Source organism: Clostridium estertheticum, assembly GCF_018861295.1.
GTDB classification, from domain to species: domain Bacteria; phylum Bacillota; class Clostridia; order Clostridiales; family Clostridiaceae; genus Clostridium_AD; species Clostridium_AD estertheticum_D.
The window spans coordinates 29,368-52,490 of the sequence record NZ_JAHLDM010000034.1; the positions used below are offsets into that span (position 1 = coordinate 29,368).

The following is a 23,123-nucleotide window of genomic DNA, read 5'->3' on the forward strand; positions in this document are numbered from 1 at the left end:
AATATTTTTATTTTAGTTAGTTGGAATTGATATAGAAAGGGTTGAACTGATTATGGAAAATAGTAAACAAGATTTGATGAGAACTATTCAACTTAAACTTCCACGTTTAAGTAAAGGTCAAAAACTGATAGCCGAATATATTTTAAAACATTATGATAAAGCAGCGTTTATGACAGCTGATAAATTAGGTGAAAGTATAGGAGTGAGTGAATCAACTGTTGTAAGATTTGCAAGTGAGTTAGGATTTAGTGGTTATCCTAAACTACAAAAATCTCTTCAACAGTTAATTAGAAATAAATTAACAACTGTGCAAAGAATTGAATTATCTAATGATTACATGACCCAAGAAAATGCACTAAAGAGTGTATTAAAGGCTGATATGGAAAATATTAAAACAACTTTAGAAAATATAAATTATGAAACTTTTGATGAGATAGTTAATTCACTATTTAAAGCTAAAAAAATATATATAATTGGGCTAAGGGACTCATCTTCATTAGCTGAATTCTTAGGCTTTTATTTAAATTTTATTTTAGATAATGTTAAGGTAGTTGCTTATGGCGTTAGTGACATATTCGAGCAATTGCTTAATGTTGATGAACAAGACATAGTGATTGGGATAGGGTTTCCTAGATATACGATGAGGACAATTGAAGCTTTAAACTTTGCTAAAAGCAAGAATGCCAATATTATAGTAATTACAGATAGTTTATTATCTCCATTAGCGGAGAAGGCTAACTATACTCTAATAGCACAAAGTAATATGACTTCCTTTGTTGATTCCTTAGTAGCGCCATTTAGTGTAATGAATGCGTTAATCATAGCTGTTGGATTAAGAGAAAAAGAAAAAATTTCAAGTACGTTTTCTACTCTAGAGAATATATGGGAAGAATATAAAGTTTATAAATAAAGAATAGCGTTATGTAGACTATTTTTATTGATGTTAATAATCACTGTTATATCCCTTAAGCATAATAAATTAGTATAATCTATAGTTTTGGTACAATTTATATTTTTCAACATATTATAAAAAGATTACTATATAGTTGGAGGAAATATGTTTATACGCTATTATAATTATGATGAACAAAGTCTTTATCGTGTTATTAGCTATAATATTATAGTTAATGTTGATGCTAAAAAGTTAAATTTGTTTAAGGAAGGAAAGTTATTTAAGACATATCCTATAGCAACAGGTAAAATTACTACACCTACACCTAAGGGAAATTTTAAAATTATAAATAAGGCATCCGATCCAGGAGGCCCATTTGGTGCAAAATGGCTTGGCCTAAATGTTCCTGGTGGAGATTATGGAATTCACGGTACTAATAACCCAAGTTCTATTGGTAAGTCTGTTTCTAATGGGTGTATCAGAACTTATAACAAGAATATAATTGAACTTTATAATTTAGTACCCGTAGGAACTCCAGTAAAAATCGTGTAAAAGCAAGACCACTAACATAATAATTTAAAGTGTATTAGGAAGGAAGTATCTGATGATTTATTCTTTAGAAAATTCAATAATTAAAATAACAGCTAGTACTCAGGGAGCAGAACTACATTCTATAACTGGAAAAAAAGAAGGAACTCAGTACCTTTGGAATGGAGACCCGAGATATTGGAAGTATCATTCACCAATTTTGTTTCCAATAGTCGGAAACCTAGTAGGTTCAAAATATAGAATTGATGAGAATATATATGAGTTGCCATCTCATGGATTTGGTAGGATATCAGATTTTAAATTTGTAACACAAACTAATGATTCAATTACCTTTGAATTAAAATATTCTGAGGATACTATGAAAATATATCCATATAAATTTTCTTTGTTTATTAATTATACAATTGAAGAAAATATTGTTAAGGTAACATACAATGTTAAAAATTTAGATAATAAGGATATAACATTTTCAATAGGTGCACATCCCGCTTTTATGTGCCCTATTGAAAAAAATGAAAAAATAGAAGACTATTATCTTGAATTTAATGCGAAAGAAACAAGCGATAGAATGGAAATAACTAAAGAGGGGTATTTTTCACATAAGAGAAAAGAGGCTTTAAATGATACTGATATCATGATTTTATCAAAAGAGTTATTTAAAGATGATGCTTTAGTATTTGATGATTTAAAATCTGATAAAATAACTATAAAATCAAAGAATCATGAGAAGTCCGTATCAGTAGAATTTAAAGGATTTCCTTATATGGGAATATGGGCACCAAAAGGGGGGGCACCATTTTTATGTATTGAACCCTGGTTTGGACATGCTGATTATGGAGATTTTACTGGTGAATTTAAGGAGAAGGAGGGGTCTGTTTTATTAACTAGTGGACAAGAATTTAAATATAGTTATAAGATATCTATAATAGAATGATACTTGCTAGTTAATATATTAAACTTCATTTTAGAGGATAACTTATTAATATAAGTTATCCATATCTCTGGGCTACTAGTATTGAAATTTTAGAATCATGCATCCAAATTTGTTTCAGAGAGTTTTATATCGGTGTGAGCATTTTTATCATCGTGATTCATGAAAGCATTAAGTAACACCGCAACTACTGAAGCAGAAACTATGCCACTACTAAATATAGACTTAAAAATTGTAGGTGTTTGGTCAAATAAGTTAGGTACAGCAGTAATTCCAAGTCCTATCCCAATAGAACAGGCAACAACTAACATATTTGAATTTCTATTAAAATCTACTTTTGCAAGCATTTGTATTCCAGCTACTGCAACCATTGCAAACATTATAGTTGTAGCTCCACCAATAACTGGTTGAGGAATAATTGTAGCTAAGGCTGCAAATTTAGGAATCAAGCCAAGTGCAATAAGAATAATACCAGAAGCGATAACAACAAAACGGCTTACTACTTTGCTAAGTGCCAAAAGTCCTAAATTTTGATTGAATGTGGTATAAGGAAAGGAATTAAATATGCCACCTAAAAATGTTGCAATTCCTTCTGCACGAAGTCCACGTACAATATCTTTTTGTGTAATATCCTTACCACAGACTTTACCTATACCAAGATATGTGCCTGTTGACTCAATCATTACTACAAGCATTACAAAACTCATCATAATTGTTGAACCTAAATCAAATTTAGGCATACCAAAGTTAAAAGGATGCACAAAACTTATCCACTTTGCATTTGCAACCTGGGAAAAATCGACCATTCCCATAAATGATGCGGCTATAGTTCCTAAAACTATTCCATTTAGAATAGAAATCGCCTGAAAAAACCCTTTGAAATATTTATTTGAAAGAAGAACTACGATCATTACAAAGCCAGCAAGTAGAAGATTTCTTGGACTTGCGAAATTTTTTGATCCTAAAAGTTGAGAACCACCACCAATACTAGTCACACCAACATTAATTAAGGAAAGACCAATCATTGTAACAACAGTGCCTGTAACTATAGTCGGAAAAAACTTTAGTATCTTACCATATAATGGTGCAATAAGTATAACTATGATTGCGGCGACCATTATTGAGCCATAGGCAGTTTGCATTCCTAAACTTTTGCCTATAATGATTAGTGGGCCAACAGCTGCAAAGGTACAACCTAAAATTGCGGGTAGCCTAATTCCTACATAGGATCCTATTCCAATTGCTTGTAATAGTGTCGCAATACCACAAGTGAATAAGTCAGCAGCCACTAGAAGTGAAAGTTGGGCTGGCGTCAAACCCACAGCACCACCAATAATTAGAGGCACAGCAACTGCGCCTGCATACATTGCAAGGACATGCTGAAGGCCTAGCGTAGCAAGTTGAGCAATTGGAAGCATTTCATTTATTTTGTCTATCTTTACAATGTCTACATTTTTTGATTTCGACATGGATATACCCCCCTAAAAAGATATGAATTTTTAATGTTAAAAGAGTGTATTGTTTACACATTAACTACATGGCAATAACAAAAACGTTAATCTCTCCACCTTCATTCTAATTAATTAGGCTGGTTTTATTATAGTAAAGCAATATTCAGTTTACAATTAATTAATAAAATGAATATATTTGTAAACTAAATTTGTGTTTAAATGTGCTAAGGTTATTAATATTACGAATTAAATTCCATTGCTTTCAAGAAAGTCGCGAAGTAAATTCATACATACAGTTTTCCTGTATTCAGCAGAAATTCTACCTTTAATAGGTACAATCGCCTGATCATATTTTTTAAAATAATCTTCTTTTACAATTTTAGCTTCTTCAATAGTTTTGCCAACAAGCATAACATCGATATCAGCCCGTCTTATGATAACATCACTTACTGCACCAAATGCAGTAGAGCAGTTAGAAATTTTACCATTTTCTACATTAAGAACTCCGGCAAAAGATACTCTCGCGATAGCCAAAGCATTTCTTGCACCGACCTTCTTATAATAATAATTATTAAGACCTGTTTTACTCATAAGAATTTCAACTAGTAGTTCATCAGAATGAATGCAAGTCTTTTTTCTACCTAGATAGAACTCAGTAATTGGAATTACACGCTCACAGTTGTTACTTACAAGACGTAATTTAGAGTTCGCCAAGAAAAAGATTAATGCACTGTCAGCCTTAGCAGATCCATTGCAAATATTACCACCTACAGTACCTAAGTTACGGATTGCTGGTGCTGCAATCTCTGCTGATGCTTCCTTTAGAATGCTAGGTATAAGTTTATTTTCAATAATATCAGTAAAGCTGCAGGCAGCACCAATACGGATATACTTATCATCTTCTACAATGTTTTTCATCTCAGTTACTTTATTAAGAAACAAATATGTTACATTTTCATCTGGTTTAATCATTAAATCTGTACCTCCAGCGTAAGGAGTGACGACTTCAGTTGCAAGGATATCTAATGCTTTAGCAAGTGATGTTGGCAGATATTTATTTACCATAATCCTTTCCCCTCCTTTGCTGCAATACCGATTGCATTAACTATTGAATTATATCCGGTGCATCTACAAAGATTTCCAGAAATTCCATCACGAATATCTGCTTCAGTGGGATTTGGATTCTTGACAAGTATACATTCAGACGCTAGTATCATCCCAGGAATACAAAATCCACATTGGACAGCACTAACAGATGAATATGCTCTACTAAGAACAGCAAAGCGCTTTGTTTCGCGATAACCTTCAATGGTAACAACAGTACTTCCTTCTATGCTACCCATAGCTACCATGCAAGAGTTAACCAATTTCCCATCAAGAATGACAGAGCAGGCACCGCATTCTCCCTCTTTACAGCCACATTTTACTCCAGTTATGTGAAACTCATTTCGGAGTACATCCAGTAATCTCTGATTTGCATTGGCGATGGATGTAATACCTTTTCCATTAAGTATAAACTTTATCATTATTTAAGCCCCCTTTGTAGTACTTTCATGGTATCTTCTGTTGTAAATGGAGATTTATATAGGTTTTCACAAAGCGCATTTTCCATTGCTTCAACATAAGCTGGAGCCGCTCCGACGAGAGGAAGTTCTCCTGCACCTTTTGCTCCATATGGGCCGTGGGTATATGGATTATTCATTATTTCAGTCACAAGATTTGGTACATCAACGGATGTTGGTATTGTATAATCACTTAAATTATTATTACGAATCATGCCTTTATCATTGTAATCCATTTGTTCCATAGAGGCATAACCAATACCCTGAAGGAATCCACCTTGCATCTGTCCTAGTATTATATTCATATCTATTGGAACGCCAACATCAAAAATACCCCATGCTCCAAGAATTTCTGTAGTGGCTGTAAGTGTGTCTATTTTTACTTCAATAACATTTACAGACCATGAATAGGTTGGATATGCATCTCCTCTGAATTTTTCTATATTAAAAGGGATTACAAAATCAGGTTCAACAAAATGTTCTTCTATAATTTGTTCTTCTCCAGATTTCCATTCCTTCTTAAGCCTCTTTGCTGCACGCTTAAGTAATTCTCCAACGGTCATTAGCGAGCGGCTTGCAACAGTTGGACCTGAATCTGGAACAAGATCTGTATCTGGATTAATATTTGATACCTTATCGTAAGAAATTCCGAGGGTATCCGCAACAATTTTACAGAAGGTAGTTTTTAAGCCTTGACCAATATCTGCGTTGCTTGCGAGAATGTCTACTGTATCATCCTTGTTTTTCCTGATTTTAGCAACGGCCTTAATGAGGTCTCTCTCTCCACTGCCAGTAAAACCACATCCATGATAATACATAGACAGACCAATACCTTTGCGATATCTGCCAGTTTGATTCTTATATAATTCTCGTTTTGCACGGTAATCAGTAAGAACATCAATTCGCTCTATCATTTCAGGTAGGGGCACATGGAAATGATATTTGCCACTTGTAGAAGTAGAATCATATTGTTTAACCATATACTTTTCTTTAAGTTCAAGGGAATCAATACCCATTTTTTTTGAGATATGATCCATGATCATTTCTACTGCAAAAAAAGTTTGAGGTGCACCAAAACCACGATATGCGCCACAAGGTACAGTATTTGTCTTCATAGCACGACCAGTAACGCGAAGATTATCTATGCGATATACACCATTTGAACAAATTAAACCACGCTGCAAAACAACAGCCGAAAGTGTGGTATATGCTCCACCATTAAACATAACATCAATATCCATACCAGTAATTCTATTGTCTTTAATAGATACTTTATATGTGCTAATAGATGGATGCCGTTTTGAAGTGTATTCCATATCTTCTCGTCTATCAAAAATTATTTTAACTGGTTTGTTTGCTTTTTTTGCGGCTACAGCAATTTGACAAGCTAGAATTGATGGGAAGGCTTCTTTGCCACCAAATCCACCACCAGTAACATCTTGAATAATTTGGACATCCTTGTCTTCATAACCCATTGCTTTGGAAACTGCACCTTTTATATAGTAGGGGCACTGCATAGAACCACGTACGGTAATTCGTCCATCATGAGGATAAGCAATCATACCTTGTGTTTCAAGATATGCCTGTTCCTGGTAACCAGTTTGAAAAGTTTCTATGAAAACATGATCTGCTTCTTTTAAGGCCTTATCTATATCTCCTTTTTCAAAGTTATAGTTAAAAAAAACAGTATCAGATTTAAGCATGTCAAGAATTGGTACTAGTTCTTCGTATACAACAACAATTTCATTTAATATTTTATCTACTTTTTTTAAATCTGGACCGACAACCATCAAAATCGGATCGCCAACATATTCTACTGTATCATTGGCAAAAACAGGAGTATCATCAAGAACAATGTGAACGAGATTTATACCTGGTACGTCATTTTTGTCAACAATAAAATAACCCTTTGGTAATTCAGGAAGAATAACATTTGTGATACGTGCCTTTGCCTTTGCGGAGTGTAATAGTCTACCATAATTCATATCCTCCATAACTTGATCATCTACATAAAGTGCACGACCGTTTATTTTTGTATCATGGTCTTTTTTCTTTACAGAATTACTAATAGATTCCATTTAGTTCCTCCTATACATTTAATTAATAGGCATTTGTATAAACACCTCAAACTTTATAATTACGCTTACTCTCCATGTAGTTAACAATCTTATGATAATCTGCTTTTGTGTCCGCATCAATGGTGCAACCATAGTCATCAACAGGAGCTGTTTTTATTTCATTTTCGAAGAATTTCCATACCTCACGAAGACCACCCTCATTTTGAAACTGAAGTATATAATTTATGCAACTTTGTGAAACCAAGGGTGGATGTTTACGGTGTCCATCAATAGTAGGAAATACTATCATAGCATTACTTTTTACCATGGTTTCCTTCACCTCAAGAAAGGTTTTAGTATCAATTGCGGGCATATCTCCTGGAAGGAGATAAAATGCATCACAGTTATTAAGTGATGCGATTCCAATTTTTACAGAGGCTAACATGTCTGTTTCTGCATATTTTAGGTTATGTGTAAATACTAACCTAGAGGTATCATATTTACTTTTTAGTAGAACTTCAATTTCTTCCCCTCGATAGCCTAATACAACAATGACTTGATTTACACCAGAATACAGCATACTATCAACGCTGTGCTCAATCATAGTTTTACCATCTATCTTTAAAAGTGGTTTAAATTCTCCCATACGACTTGATAAACCAGCAACAAGTATGATACCATTAGTTTCCAATTGCATACCTCACTTTCTAAATACTATGCTTATTTATATTCTTTATTCTATATTATTTATTCTTCGACTTTTTATAAAATGTATCTTTTAATGGTAGTTGTGTACGTAATTTGCCATCTAATCTGTAATAAGCATGGGAACATGCGGGAGCTGTTGGAATCAAACATAATTCGCCACAACCTTTGGCTCCATAAGTTTCAGGGATTTTTCCTTTAGCATGTACAAGAATAACCTCAAGCTTTGGAGCATCCTTTGCTCTCATAAGTCCTAATGTACCTAGTTTTGTTTTAGGATAACCTCCTTCAACTTTAAATTCCTCAGTCATTGCATATCCAAGGCCCATGACTATGCCACCTTCAATTTGTCCTTCAACAGATTGGATATTAACTGGTGTTCCAACATCAAATGCCGCAACCACTTTTTCAACTTTTCCGTCTTTATTTAGTATAACAACTTGAGCTCCATAACTATAACTTACATGGCTAATTGGATTCTCTTTTATAGCACCCATACGATCTGTCTTAGCAGAATATTCTCCATAAAATTCTAGTCCCTCCAAATCACTAAGTGTTAATCCCTTATCTAATTCTACCTTCAATTTTTCAGATCCTCGCCTTATAGCTTCCCCAGTAATTACGGTCTGCCTAGAAGCAGTACTAGTTCCTGCATTAGGGGTATGAACAGTATCTGCTCTTTCGTGGATAATAAGAGCAGGGTCTAAACCAGTTGTTTCACAAAGTACAGTAGTGCACATTATTGCAATACCTTGCCCCATACATGCGGCAGATGTTCGAACATGAACTTTACCGTCCTCGATGGATAAAATGCAACGCCCAATGTCCTTGTTACCTACACCTGTTCCACTATTTTTTAATGCTATAGCAAGACCTGCATATGGACTTGATTCGTATACATCTTTAATAGCCTCCAAACATTCTGCCATAGCGACACTTTCATCTGCTACTTGACCATTTGGTAATATTTGACCAGGACGTATTGCATTACGATAACGGATTTCCCAAGGTGTAATACCTACCATCTCTGCCAGTAGGTTAATATTATTTTCAGTGGCAAAGCAACTTTGTGTTGCGCCAAAGCCTCTGAAAGCTCCACTAACAACGTTGTTGGTATAAACTGACATTCCTAAAATGTCAATATTTTGGTAATTATATGGTCCAGCTGCATGTGTGCACGCTCTCTCTAATACCGGTCCGCCGAGAGAGGCATATGCTCCTGTATCCGCTATAATAAAACCTTTCATTGCTGTTAAATAACCTTTTTCATCACAGGCTAGAGTAAACTCCATGTCCATTGGATGACGTTTAGTATGATAATCTAAACTTTCTTGTCTTGTGAATTTGACTTTAACCGGTTTTTTAGTATGCCATGCCATTAATGCTGCATGGTGTTGAACACTCATGTCTTCCTTGCCACCAAAGCCACCTCCAACAAGTTGGGAATGACAATGTACTTTATCTTTAGGGATTTGAAGCATATTTGATATTTCACGCTGTTCATCATACACAGACTGTGAACCTGAGTATAGCAAGATTCCATCTTTTCCTTCAGGCATAGCGATTGCACACTCAGGCTCCATAAATCCATGTTCTTGATGTGGCGTTCGATATTTTTTTGTTACTACATATTTAGAATTTTTAATTGCATCTGCTGCATTTCCACGTTGAAGAATAGCACGGCTCATAATGTTTCCATCGACATGAATTAAAGGTGAATCCGCCTTTAAAGCATCGGTTGGTGACGTAATCGGTTTCAATTCAGTGTAGTCAACTTCAACTAATTGGCATACTTCATCCAGTTTATCTTTATGGTATGTTGCTACCAGGGCCAGTGCATCTCCTACATACCTGGTAGTTTCACCTTCAGCCATAAGTACATCCCAGTCTTGTTTTATATGCCCAATAACATTACTCGGAACATCCTTAGCTAGTAAAATTTTCACACAGTCTGGGTGAGCCGCGGCTTTGCTAATATCAATTTTGTTTATAATAGCTCTTGGATATTTAGAATGAACGGCTTTTGCATAAATCATACCAGGTAATTCAATGTCATCTACAAAAATGCCTGTTCCATTTATTTTTTCAGCTGCATCAACACGTTTAAATCTTTGTGCCATTTTCAATTCACTTGGAGAGGCTGGTATTTGGAGATTATCTCTTATATATTTTGCTGCCATTAAAATAGCTTCTTCAATTTTCTTATAACCAGTGCAACGACAAATGTTGCCATTAATTGCTTTTTTCACATCTACTCTTGTTGGATTTAAATTGGTATCAAGCAATGCTTTTGCACAAATTATCATTCCAGGAATGCAAAAACCACACTGAACTGCACCAGCCTCTGCAAAACAATGTTCATAAACTTCTTTTTCGTGAGGACTTAAGCCTTCAACTGTTAAAATATGTTTTCCTACAAATCTAGAAACTTTCTGCACACATGCTTTTACCGCTTTTCCATCTATTAAAACGGTACACGTTCCGCAGGCACCTTCACTGCAACCATCTTTTGCAGAAGTAATTCTTAAATCATCTCTTAAATAAGACAATAAAGGTTTGTCCGTATTAGAAACTGAATCTTTGCCATTGACATTTAAGGTGAACATAAACAACCTCCTATTTACAATAAATTACTAATTTGTTATTAGATTCATTATAAAGCAGAGATTATTTTTTATCAAATTTTTTATTAAAATTGAAGTGATTAGGTTTGATTAGCAGAAAAATTCATAATGTATAGCCAATTGATCGTTGACAAGAGGGAGGCTTTATAATAAAATTAGATCAACTAGTCAGTTGGATTTAAATTACAATTTTGGTTTATTTATTTATAATAGGGAGTGATATTTATGGTAGACATTAAAGTGTTAATGGAAAGTTTAGAAAAATTAGATTATCAAAACATGTACAATAATGATTTCTTATTGACTTGGGAAAAGACAGACGATGAGATTAAGGCAGTATTTACAGTGGCTGATATACTTCGTGAAATGAGAGAAGAAAATATTTCAACACGGATTTTTGATAGTGGACTTGGAATTTCGTTATTTCGTGATAATTCTACTCGTACAAGATTTAGTTTTGCTTCTGCTTGTAATCTTTTAGGACTTGAAGTTCAAGATCTTGATGAAGGAAAATCTCAAGTTGCTCATGGTGAAACGGTAAGAGAGACTGCTAATATGATTTCTTTTATGGCTGACGTTATAGGTATACGTGATGATATGTATATAGGAAAAGGCAATGCATATATGCGTGAAGTGTCTAGTGCTGTACAAGATGGTCATAAAAATGGGATTTTAGAACAAAGACCAACACTTGTTAGCTTACAATGCGATATAGATCATCCTACTCAATGTATGGCTGATGCTCTTCATATTATTAATAAATTTGGCGGTATTGAAAATTTAAAAGGTAAGAAAATAGCTATGTCTTGGGCATATTCTCCATCTTATGGTAAGCCACTGTCAGTTCCCCAAGGAGTAATTGGATTATTAACCCGTTTTGGAATGAATGTTGTTCTTGCACATCCAGAAGGTTATGAAGTTATGAGTGAAGTCGAAGAAATTGCAATGAAAAATGCTACAAAATCTGGTGGTTCATTTACAAAAACAAATTCTATGCAGGAAGCATTTAAAGACGCGGATATAGTATATCCTAAGAGTTGGGCTCCTTTTGTTGCTATGGAAAAACGTACAGATTTATACGCAAAGGGTGATAAGGCTGGTATAGATTTACTTGAAAAAGAATTACTTGCGCAAAATGCTAACCATAGTGATTGGCAATGCACTGAGGAGCTTATGAGCACAACAAAAGATGGAGAAGCACTTTATCTTCACTGTCTACCAGCTGATATCTCTGGAGTTAGTTGTGAAGTTGGAGAAATTGCTGCTTCTGTTTTCAATCGTTACCGCACATCACTTTATAAAGAGGCTAGTTATAAGCCTTATATAATAGCTGCTATGATATTCCTAAGTAAGGTTAAAAGCCCACAGAAAACACTAGATACACTTTTAAATTCTAAGAATGGAAGATTTTTAGGGTAAGGTAACTAATTTCTAAAAATATTAAGGGGTGTTTTTATGAGTGATAAGATGAGATTAATTCCTTTTGAAAAAATGCTTACTTGGATTCCAAAAGAATTAGAGACAAAGGGATCTATTTTTGGCGTGCATAAAGATAAATTTTATTATAATGAAACTGGAAAGACAATTACATTATTTAATGAAAAGATTACCTCACCAATTGGACCTGCAGCTGGTCCAAACTCTCAATTAGCACAAAATATTGTTTGTGCATATTTAACTGGAAGTCGGTTTATTGAATTAAAAACGGTACAGATTATTGATGGTGAAGATATAACAGTGGCTAAACCCTGTATCAACGCACAAGATGAGGGCTACAATGTAGAGTGGTCTACAGAACTAAAATTATCAGAAGCATTTGACGAATATGTGAAAGCATGGTTTTTACTTCATGTCTTGATGAAAGAACTTAAATTTTCTTGTGAAAGAGACTTCATGTTTAATATGAGTGTAGGATATAATTTGAGTGGCATAAAATCGGCTAAAATGGATGCTTATATTGAAGGAATGCGTGATGCATCTTCTACAAAGATTTGGAAGGAATGCGTACAAACACTTCTTTCTCATATGGACATGTTTTCTGAATTTAAAAAGGAAGATTTGGACAGAATTTCACATACTATTTGTAAATCTATTACAATATCTACTATGCATGGATGCCCTGCCAGCGAGATAGAGGGGATTGCTACTTATTTTCTTAAAGAAAAGGGGCTGCATACTTATATAAAAATGAATCCAACACTTCTTGGTGAAAAGTTTGTTCGTGAAACATTAAATAATATGGGGTATGATTATATATCTCTCAATGGAGAGCATTTTACAAATGATTTGCAGTTCTTAGATGGTGTCTCAATGTTAAGACGATTGAAAATGCTTGCCAAAAAATTAAATTTGGAAATAGGAGTTAAACTAACCAATACACTCCCGGCTAAAATTACTAATAATGAGTTACTAGGAGAGGAAATGTATATGTCAGGGCGAGCACTATTTCCACTATCAATTTCTTTAGCAAGTAAATTAGCTATAGAATTTGATGGTGATTTGCAAATTTCTTATTCAGGTGGAGCAGATTTTTTTAATATTGATAAAATTTTATCTACTGGGATTAACCCAATAACATTTGCAACTTCCATTTTGAAGCCGGGTGGTTACTATCGAATAACACAAATGGCTAAAAAAGTTGAGCAACAACTTAATGGGGAATTTTCTAAAATTAACGTGAAAATGCTGGAGGATTTAGCTAAGCAAGCATTAAATGATAAGCACTATCGTAAAGAATTACGTATTGCAAAGAGTAGGAAACTTACATCTGAACTTCCAATTTATGATTGTGCAGTAGCACCTTGCAGTATAGGGTGCCCGATTAATCAGCAAATTCCACAATATGTAGCCTTGGTGGGAGAAAAAAAATATGATGAGGCTTTTTCAGTAATTGCCATAGATAATGCCCTGCCAGCAATTACAGCGACTATTTGTAATCATAAGTGTCAGAATAAATGTACTAGACTTGATTATGATGAATCTGTTTTAATTAGAGATTTGAAAAAGGTTGCTGTTTTAAATGCTCAGGATAAATTCACGAGGGCAATTAAGCAAGCGTCTATAAAAACTAACAAAAAAGTTGTGATCATTGGAGCCGGTCCAGCAGGACTTTCTACAGCTCTTTTTCTTAGAAGAAATGGCGTGGACGTTACCGTTAGGGATAAAAGGGAAAACGCATTAGGAACAGTTGAATATGTTATACCTGAGTTTAGAATTTCTTCTGAAATGATAAAAAAAGATTTTGAAATGGTTAAAAGTCAAGGTGTTAAATTTGAATTTAACATTGATGAAAACTTTAGATTAGAGAAACTGAAAAAAGACTATGATTATGTAGTGCTTGCTATAGGAGCATGGAAAAAAGGAAAAAATTCACTAGACGATAAGAGCAATAAAACAATTAATGCTATTTCATTTTTGGAAAAATGTAAGAAGGAAAATGGAAATGTATCAATAGGCAAAAATGTTTGTGTCATTGGCGGCGGAGATGTTGCAATGGATGCAGTTAGAGTAGCTAAAAGAGTGGCTGGTGTAGAAAAAGTTTCAATTATTTATAGAAGGACTAAAGAATATATGCCAGCTGATAAGGTTGAAATAGAACTCGCAATTTCAGAAGGTATTTTACTTGAAGAACTTCTTTCACCAATTTCTATTAAGGATGGCTTACTTTTTTGTGAAAAAATGAAGTTAGGTAATATGGATAATTCGGGAAGAAGGAGTCCAGTTGGTACTGGAGAAATGATAATGATAGATGCAGATACAGTTATTATTGCAACAGGTGAAAAAATTGATAGTGATTTGTTAAGAGAAAATGAAATAAACTTGGATGCTAAAAATTTCCCAATTGTTAACGAAACATTAGAAACAAATATTTTAGATGTATATGTTATTGGTGATCTAAAAAAAGGTCCAGCTACAATTGTTGAGTCCATTGCAGATGCAAAAAGAGTTGCAAAAGATATTCTTATAAAAGAAGGGCTAAGCTCAGATTTTAAGTTGAGTAATTCTTTTGTTGATAAAAAAGCTATATACAGTAGGAAGGGTATATTAAAAGATCCAAAATTAGATGAAGATGATGCAAAAAGATGTTTATCTTGTAACAGTATTTGTGAGTTGTGTGTGGATGTTTGCCCTAACAGAGCAAATGTAGTTGTTAAGGTAGAAGGGGATTTTGCTTCGACCCATCAAATTATACATTTAGATGGTATGTGTAATGAGTGTGGTAATTGTGGTATATTTTGTCCCCACAAGGGAAACCCATACAAGGATAAAATAACGGTTTTCTGGAGCAAAGAAGACTTTGAGAATAGTAAAAACAAAGGATTCTTTATTGAAGATATAAAAAAGGGTATTTGCCTTATAAGGACTGAGGAAGACAATATTATAAGCCATACAATAGGCCAGAAAACATCGATTTCTAAGGAAATGTCTAGTATTATAAAAACTTATATAAATAATTATGAGTATATACTTTAGTAATAGATTCTATATACCGGGGGTGGAAAAGTATGTTATTAATCGGGAACGGAAAAGTTATAACAAGGGATAATTTTAAACCAATTATTGATGATGGATGTATTGCTGTTATTGAAAATAAGATTGTAGAGATTGGAATAACGAAGGATCTTAAAAACAAATATAGCGATGCAAAGTTTATTGATGCCGAGGGCAAACTTATTATGCCAGGTTTTATAAACACTCATATGCATTATTATAGTACTTTTGCTAGGGGAATGGCGAGTGACAGTCCTAAAGCTACAAAATTATCTGAAATACTGAAAGGTTTATGGTGGAGACTTGATAAAACTTTGACATTAGAAGATGTTTATTATAGTGCTCTTGTACCTATGATTGATCAAGTTAGAAATGGAGTTACAACTGTTTTCGATCATCATGCAAGTCCGAGTGCAGTTACTGGAAGCTTATTTAAAATTGCAGATGCAGCAAAAGAGATAGGAATTAGAAGTAATTTATGTTATGAAACTTCAGATAGAGATGGAGAAAAAATTTGTGATGAAGGTATTGAAGAAAATGTAGCATTCATTAAATATTGTAATAATAAAAATGATGACATGATCAAAGGAATGTTTGGGCTTCATGCCTCAATGACTATATCAGACAAAACTTTATATAAATGTTTAGATACAATGGCAAATCTAAATACTGGATTTCATGTTCATACGGGTGAAGGTATTGAAGATGCTGAGGACTGCATGCGAAAGTATGGCAAAGGCATTGTAGAGAGGTGGTATGATGCTGGTGTTCTTTGTGATAAGACAATAGCGGTGCATTGTATTTACATTAAAGGAAAAGAAATGGATTTATTAAAAGAAAAGAATACAATGGTTGTTCATAATCCTGAATCCAACATGGGAAATGCAGTTGGTGTTGCTCGAATACTTGAAATGTACAAAAAAGGAATACTATTAGGCCTTGGCACAGATGGATATACATCAGATATGATGGAATCTTATAAAGTAGCTAATATTATTCATAAACACGTAAAAGGTGACTCTACAGTTGCATGGAATGAAATTCCAGATATGCTATTTAATAATAATAGAATAATTACTGAGAGATTTATTGATGGAAAAGTTGGTATTTTAAAAGAAGGAGCATTGGCAGATATCATAATAGTAGATTACAATCCTCCAACACCAATTAATGAAAGTAATATTAATAGTCATTTGCTCTTTGGTATTAATGGACGCTTCGTAGATACAACGATAATTAACGGCAGGGTTGTTATGGAAAATAGAAAATTAATTAACATTGATGAAGAAAAGATTATGGCAAAAAGCAGAGAACTTGCAAGTGATGTCTGGAACCGCTTTTAAATAATATAGAGTAATTATAGATTAAAATTGTGGGTATAAACGGTTGGAATATAACAAAATATAGGAGGCTAGTAATGGGAGTAATTATTAATGAGGCAGAGATTTTAAAGAGAGCAGAAAGAAACAAATTAGATATGTTTAAGTTTTTAAGAGATATGATAGCAATTCCAAGTGAGAGCTGTAATGAAAAAAAGGTAATTGAAAGAATTAAAGAAGAAATGTTAAAAGTTGGATTTGATAAGGTGGATATAGATCCTATGGGAAATATACTCGGTTATATAGGACATGGAAAACATATTATTGCTATGGATGCACATATCGATACAGTTGCGATAGGCGATATAAATTTATGGGAAAATGATCCATATAAAGGCTATGAAGACGATGAAGTGATAGGTGGTAGAGGTGGATCTGATCAAGAAGGCGGAATGGCTTCCATGGTTTATGCAGGAAAGATTATTAAGGATCTTCATCTTGAAGGCGATTATACATTAATAGTTACAGGTACAGTTCAAGAGGAAGATTGTGATGGATTAGCATGGCAGTATATAATAAATGAGAGCAAAATAACACCTGAATTTGTAGTAATTACTGAGCCAACTTCTTGCAATATATATAGAGGTCATAGAGGACGTATGGAAATAAAAGTGACAACTCATGGTATAAGCTGTCATGGGTCTGCACCAGAAAGAGGAGATAATGCTATATTTAAAATGGCACCTATACTCAATGAATTAAAAGAATTAAATGAGCGATTAATTGATAATGTTTTCCTTGGAAAAGGAACGTTAACAGTGTCTGAAATCTTCTTTTCATCACCTTCAAGATGCGCTGTGGCAGATGGATGTTCAGTTTCAATAGACAGAAGGCTTACTGACAAAGAAACCTGGGAATATGCAGTGCAGCAGATAAAAGATCTACCTTCCGTAAAAGAAGCTAATGCTGAAGTGGAAATGTACAATTATGAAAGACCATCATACACTGGACTTATTTATCCAACGGAGTGCTATTTCCCAACTTGGGTAATACCTGAGCAGCATGTTGCTTGCCAAACGCTTGTAGAATCATATATTGGTCTTTTTAATAAGAAGCCATTAGTTGATAAGTGGACATTTTCAACCAATGCAGTTTCAATAATGGGTAGATACAATATACCTTGCATTGGATTTGGTCCAGGACATGAAGATCAAGCACATGCACCAAATGAAAAAACATGGAAAGATGAATTGGTTAAATGTGCAGCGATGTATGCATTAATACCCAAAATTTATATGAATAAAATAATTGGAAAATAATTCAGATATTTTATTAATTAATATGTATATTAGGAAGGGAGTCTTATCTTTGGGTATTTTGATTAGTGGAGGGAAAGTCGTAACTTCTGTAGATACTTATTATGCAGATGTGCGAATAGAGAACGATAAAATTAGATCAATTGGTAGTGAATTAGGAAAAATAGATGACGAAATAATAGATGCTCATGGCTGTTACATTATTCCTGGTGGAATAGATACTCATACACATTTTGCTTTGAATGTTGGAACTACGATAACAGCAGATGATTTTGAAAGTGGAACAAAAGCTGCAATTGTTGGTGGGACTACTACAATAATCGATTATGCAACTCAAAATAAGGGAGAGTCTTTAAAAGAGGCGCTTCATGCGCAACATGAAAAATCTGATGGAGTTTGTTACTGTGATTATGGTTTCCATATGGGTATCACTGATTGGAATGATGAAGTGGAACTTGAGATGGAAGACATGATTAAAGAAGGAGTAACTTCATTTAAGCTATATATGGCTTATAAGGGTAATCTTCAGGTGGATGATGGAGTAATATTAAAAGCGCTTAAAAAAAGCAGAGAAACGAAGACATTGTTATGCTTTCACTGTGAAAATGGGGATGTAATTGATGAACTTATAAATGAGGCAAAAACTAAGGGTCATATTTCTCCATATTATCATGTTAAGACTAGACCCGTTGAAGCTGAAAGGGAAGCTATAACAAGGCTTCTAAATTTTTCGGAGATTATGGATACAACAGTATATATTGTGCATTTAAGTTCAAGAGAAGGATTACTAAGTATTTTGGATGCTAAAAAAAGAGGAGTAAAAGTTTTTGTTGAAACTTGCCCTCAATATTTACTTTTAAATGATTTATGTTATGGAGAAGAAAAGAGCGATAGTTTTGCGGGAGCAAAATATGTGATCTCACCTCCACTTAGAAAGGGATATGATCAGGAGGCATTATGGAAAGGCATAAGCCAGGGAGAAATAACAACTATTGGATCAGATCATTGCTCTTTTAATTATAAAGGTCAAAAGGATATTGGGATTAACGATTTTACAAAGATTCCAAATGGAGCGCCAGGTGTGGAGAATAGGATGGGACTAATTTATACTTATGGAGTAGTAAGTGGTAAGATAAGTATAAATGAAATGGTTGCAATAACCTCGACTAATGCTGCAAAAACATTTGGTATTTTTCCTCAAAAAGGAACAATTGCTGTTGGAAGTGATGCAGATATTGTAGTTTGGGATCCAAATTCCAAATCATATATTACAGCTGTTAATCAAACCCAAAAGGTAGATTATAATCCTTATGAAGGTTTCAATCAGCAAGGAAGGGTTTTACACGAATTTTTAAGAGGAAATAAAGTTATCTCAAATGGGGAACTGGTTGAAAAAGGACCTATTGGTAAATATATTTTCAGGAAGATAAATAAATAGGGAATACATGATTTAAGAAGCTAAAATGGGGGGCTTTTAATGCGTATTGATTATGCAGTTAAAGGAAATATCATTTTTACTAAAGTATTTGGTGAATATGAGGTAATTAGAAACGGATATATAGTAGTGCAAGGCAATCTTGTCAAAGGTGTTTATAAAAAACTTACTGAAGAGTTTAGAGATTTAAAAGTAATAGATTATGGGAATGCAATGATAATACCTGGATTTGTAGATATACATTTGCATGCATCACAGTTTGCAAATTTGGGACTCGGGCTAGATATGGAACTAATGCCATGGCTTGAAGAGTATACTTTTCCTGAGGAAGCTAAATATGTAGATATTAGTTATGCTAAAAAAGTATACTCATCTTTAATAAAAGAGTTGTGGAAATGTGGAACTACAAGGTCATGTGTTTTTGCTACAATCCATAAAGAGTCAACGAAGTTATTAATGGATATGTTTGCGCGAGCAGGCCTATCAGCATATGTAGGCAAAGTTAATATGGACAGAAATTCTCCTGGAAATCTAACAGAAAAAATAGAGAACTCAGTTCGTGATACAGAGGAAATACTTAAAGAATACACAAACAAATATGAGTTAGTAAAACCTATAGTAACACCGAGATTTGTTCCAAGTTGTAGTTTTGATCTTTTAAAAAATCTTGGAATTCTTGCGAAGAAATATAATACTCCTATACAGTCACATTTGAGTGAGAATTATGGCGAAATAAGTTTTGTTAAAGAACTTCACCCAAATTGTAAAAACTATACGAGTGTCTATAATGAAGTTGGATTACTTGGAGATGAACCTACCATAATGGCTCATTGTGTTTTGGTTGACGCAGATGAAATAGAACTTTTGGCAAGAAAAAAGGTATTTATAGCGCATTGTCCTAGTTCGAATTGTAATTTGGCAAGTGGGAATGCTCCTATAAGAAAATTGCTTGAAGATGGTGTTAAAGTAGGCCTTGCAAGCGATATTTCAGCAGGACATTCGTTATCGATGATGGATATCATAGTAAATGCTGCTCAAGTTTCAAATATAAAATGGCTTGAGAGTGGTAGGATAGACAAACCTTTAAAATTATCAGAATTATTTTATCTTGCAACAAAGGGCGGAGGTGAATTCTTTGGAAAAGTAGGGAGCTTTGAAGAGGGATACGAATTTGATGCTCTAGTTATTGATGACAGTAGTATGGCAACTTTTAAAACATTTTCAATAGAAGAAAGGTTTCAAAGGTTTATTTATACTGGGGATGATAGAAACATTAAAGTAAGATATGTAGCTGGCAGAGAAATAAAAGAGCCTGAATTTTGTTTTTAAAAATCGATAATGATATTGAAATATTTCAAGCGAAAAATCAGTAAATGTTGATTTTGTAAAAGAAGATTTATGTAGTTATTCACTATTTAAAATGTTATAAGAGAGAGAGGATATTATTTTATGTCTAATGATGTTAAACAAAAGATACTTGATGCTGCAATGGAAATAGTGTCGAAAGAGAAAATTAGTGGCACTCGTATGCGTATGATCGCGCAGGAGGCTAATATGAGTCAATCAAATTTACATTATCATTTTACATCAAAAAATGATATATTGATTTCTCTTTTAGATAAGATGCAAGAAGAATTTTCTAATGATCGTAAAAATTATATTGATTTGGAAAATAAAACAGTAAACCAAAATATTAGAGGTTTTTTTGATCAGAAGAAAAATGATATTCTTAACAAGAAAAAATTTGATTATACACAAATAGATTATTGGGTTCAAGGAACGGTGAATGAAGAGATAAGATTAAAGTTTCAAAACACATTTGAAATTTGGCGTGAGAGTATTCGGGAGGTTTTAAGTAAAGGTGAGCAAATAGAAGACAAGGATCAGAAGCATTTGGACATGTTGCCATATTTAACTGTGTCCTTAATGTTGGGAGCTTCTATGCAATATCTTATTGATGAGGGGAATTTTGATTTAGATGAATATTTTAATTTAGCAGAAAAAATGATATTTGGTAAAATTATAAGAAAATAATTTTACAATAAATATAATGTGTGGGAGAGGTTAGTATGAGAGATATAGAAGCAATAAAATACATTACTAATGAAGATGCTAGAAAAGTATATAATAAGAAAGCATCTGTAAAATTTATTGATAAAAAAGTTGTTAAAAAGGTTAGAAATTTTCATAAAAGCTTTTCGGAATATAAGATAACTCCAATTCGCAGTTTAAAGGAATTGTCTAAAGAGTTAGGAGTCAGTAATATATGGGTAAAAGATGAATCTTATAGATTTGGACTAAATGCTTTTAAAGTACTGGGTGGATCATATGCTGTTGGTAAATACCTTGCAGATAAATTAAATATGGACATTTCAGAGCTCTCTTTTGAAAAACTAAGATCTAAAGAGATTAAAGAAAAGCTTGGAGATATTACTTTTGTTACGGCAACTGATGGTAATCATGGTAGAGGGATTGCTTGGGCGGCTAAGCAGTTAGGACAAAAATCAGTAGTATTTATGCCAAAAGGATCTTCAGAGGTAAGATTAAATAATATAAGAAAAGAGGGAGCAGAAGCTTCAATAACAGATTTAAATTATGATGATGCTGTAAGACTCGCAAATAAGTATGCAGATGAGCATAATGGAGTAATGGTGCAAGATAGCGCCTGGAAAGGTTATACTGATATTCCAACTTGGATCATGCAAGGATATGCAACACTTATAGATGAAGCAATAGAGCAAATAAAGGAGGAAGGAGATATTCTTACTCATGTATTTCTACAAGCAGGTGTAGGTTCTTTCGCTGGAAGTATACAAGGATATTTAGCAGCTGAATTTGGTGAGGATAGACCAATAACCACTATAGTTGAACCAAATGAGGCAGCATGTATATTTAACTCTATTAAAGAAAAAGATGGAAAACCTCATGTAGTGACAGGGTATATGCCAACAATAATGGCGGGACTTGCATGTGGAGAACCCAATATTGTTAGCTTTGGAATCTTAAGAGATTATGCTGATATGTATATATCCTGTCCTGATTATGTAACGGCAAGGGGTATGAGAATACTTGGGAATCCATTAAAGGGAGATCCTAAAGTTATTTCTGGAGAATCTGGTGCAGTTTGTTTGGGAATGGTGAGCTTGATTTTAGGGGATGATAATTTAAAAGAAATAGCTGAAAAATTAAAATTAAATAAGGATTCAAAAATACTTGTTATAAGTACAGAAGGAGATACTGATCCAATTAGTTATAAGAAAATAGTTTGGGATGGAGCATATGCAAGTTTATAAATAGAAAATAATTTGTAAAAACATACAACATTTATGATTACAAAAGGTTACTATGTCTATGTTAAAATCTATCAGAGAAATCTGATGGATTTTAACATAGACATTAAAAGTAGTTATGGTATGTTAAGTTATCTTTAATAGATACTAATTATTAAACATTAACAATATTACAAATATTTAAATCATTTTACCATGCGTATCCGAATGCGGTATATTGAAGTATTTAGACCTATATGTAGAAATATAGAGTTAATCTTATTAGAATCTACTTATGTTAAAAGTGACTTTATATATATATGATAAAATACTCCTTGTCGTAACATAGAAGTGGCACACTAAACTAACTGTTAATTACAATTTAATAGATTTTAAATAAAAATTTATTTTAAAGAAGTAGTTGACAAAATAAGAAAAACCTAGTATTATAGTAGAAGTCGTCACATGATGACAAAGCAAATTGGTCTTTGAAAATTAAACAGAGAAATAGGTAAAGAAATG

The 23,123-nt window shown here is 33.4% G+C and carries 17 protein-coding genes; 11 read left to right on the forward strand and 6 right to left on the reverse strand.

What is annotated here, in order from left to right; genetic code table 11:
- Positions 1 to 52: 52 nt before the first annotated feature.
- The 3 genes from KPL54_RS22965 to KPL54_RS22975 all read left to right on the forward strand — a co-directional run bounded on the left by KPL54_RS22965 (position 53) and on the right by KPL54_RS22975 (position 2,375).
- Positions 53 to 910, forward strand: coding sequence for a MurR/RpiR family transcriptional regulator (locus tag KPL54_RS22965; RefSeq protein ID WP_216108819.1), 858 nt, complete (start codon positions 53 to 55; stop codon positions 908 to 910).
- A 153-nt stretch (positions 911 to 1,063) separates the two neighbouring features.
- Complete coding sequence (locus KPL54_RS22970; RefSeq protein ID WP_375373015.1) at positions 1,064 to 1,444, forward strand: L,D-transpeptidase; 381 nt, start codon at positions 1,064 to 1,066, stop codon at positions 1,442 to 1,444.
- A 52-nt stretch (positions 1,445 to 1,496) separates the two neighbouring features.
- Positions 1,497 to 2,375 carry an aldose 1-epimerase family protein gene (locus tag KPL54_RS22975; protein ID WP_216108821.1) on the forward strand — a complete coding sequence of 293 codons (879 nt, stop codon included), beginning with the start codon at positions 1,497 to 1,499 and terminating at the stop codon, positions 2,373 to 2,375.
- Positions 2,376 to 2,470: 95 nt separating this feature from the next.
- On the opposite strand, the gene KPL54_RS22980 is transcribed toward KPL54_RS22975, so the two are convergent.
- The 6 genes from KPL54_RS22980 to xdh form a co-directional block, all read right to left on the reverse strand.
- Complete coding sequence (locus KPL54_RS22980; RefSeq protein ID WP_216108822.1) at positions 2,471 to 3,841, reverse strand: nucleobase:cation symporter-2 family protein; 1,371 nt, start codon at positions 3,839 to 3,841, stop codon at positions 2,471 to 2,473.
- A gap of 228 nt (positions 3,842 to 4,069) precedes the next feature.
- On the reverse strand, positions 4,070 to 4,888 hold the full coding sequence (locus KPL54_RS22985) for an FAD binding domain-containing protein (RefSeq protein WP_216108823.1): 819 nt from the start codon (positions 4,886 to 4,888) through the stop codon (positions 4,070 to 4,072).
- Positions 4,882 to 5,349, reverse strand: a complete 468-nt coding sequence (locus tag KPL54_RS22990; protein WP_216108824.1) for a (2Fe-2S)-binding protein — start codon at positions 5,347 to 5,349, stop codon at positions 4,882 to 4,884. Before KPL54_RS22990 ends, KPL54_RS22985 begins: the two co-directional genes overlap by 7 nt.
- On the reverse strand, positions 5,349 to 7,463 hold the full coding sequence (locus tag KPL54_RS22995; protein WP_216108825.1) for a xanthine dehydrogenase family protein molybdopterin-binding subunit: 2,115 nt from the start codon (positions 7,461 to 7,463) through the stop codon (positions 5,349 to 5,351). The genes KPL54_RS22990 and KPL54_RS22995 overlap by 1 nt, the downstream gene beginning before the upstream one ends.
- A 46-nt stretch (positions 7,464 to 7,509) precedes the next feature.
- A complete protein-coding gene (locus KPL54_RS23000) occupies positions 7,510 to 8,133 on the reverse strand; it encodes a nucleotidyltransferase family protein (protein ID WP_216108826.1) in 624 nt (207 codons plus the stop codon).
- A gap of 52 nt (positions 8,134 to 8,185) precedes the next feature.
- Positions 8,186 to 10,753, reverse strand: coding sequence for a selenium-dependent xanthine dehydrogenase (gene xdh / locus KPL54_RS23005; RefSeq protein WP_216108827.1), 2,568 nt, complete (start codon positions 10,751 to 10,753; stop codon positions 8,186 to 8,188).
- Between the two features lie 243 nt (positions 10,754 to 10,996).
- Between xdh and ygeW the strand changes: the two genes are divergently transcribed.
- The 8 genes from ygeW to dpaL all read left to right on the forward strand — a co-directional run bounded on the left by ygeW (position 10,997) and on the right by dpaL (position 22,625).
- Positions 10,997 to 12,190, forward strand: a complete 1,194-nt coding sequence (ygeW, locus tag KPL54_RS23010) for a knotted carbamoyltransferase YgeW (RefSeq protein WP_216108828.1) — start codon at positions 10,997 to 10,999, stop codon at positions 12,188 to 12,190.
- 36 nt (positions 12,191 to 12,226) lie between these two features.
- Positions 12,227 to 15,244 (forward strand): putative selenate reductase subunit YgfK, encoded by a 3,018-nt coding sequence (gene ygfK, locus KPL54_RS23015; RefSeq protein ID WP_216108829.1) that lies wholly within the window; start codon positions 12,227 to 12,229, stop codon positions 15,242 to 15,244.
- Between the two features lie 32 nt (positions 15,245 to 15,276).
- The gene (ssnA, locus tag KPL54_RS23020) at positions 15,277 to 16,605 is read left to right on the forward strand and encodes a putative aminohydrolase SsnA (protein WP_216108830.1); all 1,329 of its coding nucleotides are present in this window, start codon (positions 15,277 to 15,279) and stop codon (positions 16,603 to 16,605) included.
- 74 nt (positions 16,606 to 16,679) lie between these two features.
- The gene (locus tag KPL54_RS23025) at positions 16,680 to 17,900 is read left to right on the forward strand and encodes a YgeY family selenium metabolism-linked hydrolase (protein WP_216108831.1); all 1,221 of its coding nucleotides are present in this window, start codon (positions 16,680 to 16,682) and stop codon (positions 17,898 to 17,900) included.
- 49 nt (positions 17,901 to 17,949) lie between these two features.
- Positions 17,950 to 19,335, forward strand: coding sequence for a dihydropyrimidinase (gene hydA, locus KPL54_RS23030; RefSeq protein WP_216108832.1), 1,386 nt, complete (start codon positions 17,950 to 17,952; stop codon positions 19,333 to 19,335).
- Between the two features lie 39 nt (positions 19,336 to 19,374).
- Positions 19,375 to 20,661, forward strand: coding sequence for a guanine deaminase (gene guaD, locus KPL54_RS23035; RefSeq protein ID WP_216108833.1), 1,287 nt, complete (start codon positions 19,375 to 19,377; stop codon positions 20,659 to 20,661).
- A 120-nt stretch (positions 20,662 to 20,781) separates the two neighbouring features.
- Positions 20,782 to 21,366 carry a TetR/AcrR family transcriptional regulator gene (locus tag KPL54_RS23040; protein WP_216108834.1) on the forward strand — a complete coding sequence of 195 codons (585 nt, stop codon included), beginning with the start codon at positions 20,782 to 20,784 and terminating at the stop codon, positions 21,364 to 21,366.
- Positions 21,367 to 21,401: 35 nt separating this feature from the next.
- Entirely contained in the window at positions 21,402 to 22,625 is a 1,224-nt protein-coding gene (dpaL, locus tag KPL54_RS23045) for a diaminopropionate ammonia-lyase (protein ID WP_216108835.1), read from the forward strand.
- Positions 22,626 to 23,123: the final 498 nt, after the last annotated feature.